The sequence below is a fragment of the Colwellia sp. BRX9-1 genome, assembly GCF_014077195.1.
Classification (GTDB): Bacteria; Pseudomonadota; Gammaproteobacteria; order Enterobacterales; family Alteromonadaceae; genus Colwellia_A.
The window spans coordinates 1-1,742 of record NZ_JACGVM010000053.1 but is presented as its reverse complement, the minus strand read 5'-3'; the positions used below and the strand labels follow the sequence as shown (position 1 = coordinate 1,742).

Genomic DNA, 1,742 nt, shown 5'->3' with positions numbered 1-1,742 from the left:
GTATCTTCTGCAACAGTGACAGTTTCATTATCATCGCTCAGATCAGAAACTGGAGTTACTGAAATCGTTAAGGTAGAAGTCTGTGTATCACCTGCACCGTCAGTAACAATGTAAGTAATTACAGGAACAGCACCGTTGAAATTGTCATTAGGTGTAAAGGTATAACTACCATCGGTATTTAAAGTTAACTCACCTTCAGTGAGGGTAACGGTGTCACCTGCACTATATGTATTACCACCAACAGTAAAACTCGTTACGGTTAGTGGACCGTCTGCTGTTTCAGCATTATCGAGGACATTGCCTGTTGCGGTTGTGTCTTCAGCTGTTGTAACAGATTCATTGTCATCAGTAAGATCTGATAAAGGTGTTACTGAAATTGTTAAAGTTGAAATTTCTGTGTCACCAGCACCATCGGTAATGGTGTAACTGATCACTGGCACACTGCCATTAAAGTTATCATTCGGTGTAAAAGTGTAACTACCGTCTGCATTTAAAGTGAGTTCGCCTTCCGTAAGAGTAACGGTATCACCTGAATTATACGTATTCCCACCAACTGTAAAGCTGGTGACAGTCATTGGACCGTCTGCTGTTTCAGCATTATCAAGCACATTACCTGAAGCAATCGTATCTTCAGCTATCGTGACCGTTTCACTATCATCAGTTAAATCAGAAAACGGTGTCACTGAAATTGTTAGTGTAGAACTTTCGGTATCACCGGCACCATCAGTAACGGTGTAGCTGATCACAGGCACAGCACCGTTGAAATTGTCATTTGGTGTGAAGGTATAACTACCATCGGTATTTAAAGTTAACTCACCTTCAGTGAGAATAACGGTATCACCTGCATTATACGTATTCCCACCAACCGTAAAGCTCGTTACCGTGAGTGGACCATCAGCAGTTGCTGCGTTATCAAGCACATTACCTGTAGCAATTGTATCTTCTGCTATCGTAACAGTTTCACTATCATCACTTAAATCTGAAACCGGTGTCACTGAAATTGTTAGGGTAGAACTCTGTGTATCACCGGCACCATCTGTGACGGTATAAGTAATCACTGGCACAGCACCATTGAAGTTATCGTTCGGTGTAAAAGTGTAACTACCATCGGTATTTAAAGTTAACTCGCCTTCCGTAAGAGTAACCGTATCACCTGCATTGTAGGTATTCCCACCAACAGTAAAGCTAGTGACGGTCATTGGACCGTCTGCTGTTTCTGCATTATCGAGGACATTACCTGTAGCAGTTGCATCTTCTGCGACACTTACGGTTTCATTATCGTCACTTAGATCAGAAACTGGTGTCACTGAAATTGTTAGCGTAGAACTTTCGGTATCACCGGCACCATCTGTGACAGTATAAGTAATAACAGGTACAGCACCGTTGAAATTATCATTCGGTATAAAAGTATAACTACCATCTGCATTTAAAGTGAGTTCGCCTTCAGCAAGACTTACCGTGTCACCTGCATTGTACGTATTCCCACCAACCGTAAAGCTTGTAACAGTTAAAGGACCGTCTGCAGTTGCTGCGTTATCGAGGACATTACCTGTTGCTGTTGTATCTTCTGCTATCGTAACCGTTTCACTATCATCACTCAGATCTGAAACCGGTGTCACTGAAATAGTTAGGGTCGAACTCTGAGTGTCACCAGCACCATCGGTAACTGTATATGTAATAACAGGAACAGCACCGTTGAAATTATCATTAGGTGTGAAGGTATAACTACCATCGGTATTTAA

Annotated in this window: 1 protein-coding gene; it reads right to left on the bottom strand. The window is 42.0% G+C overall.

The features are described from left to right. Positions 1-1,742, bottom strand: a 1,742-nt coding sequence (locus H4J76_RS19425; protein WP_182231138.1) for a tandem-95 repeat protein, incomplete at both ends; no start/stop codon positions are given.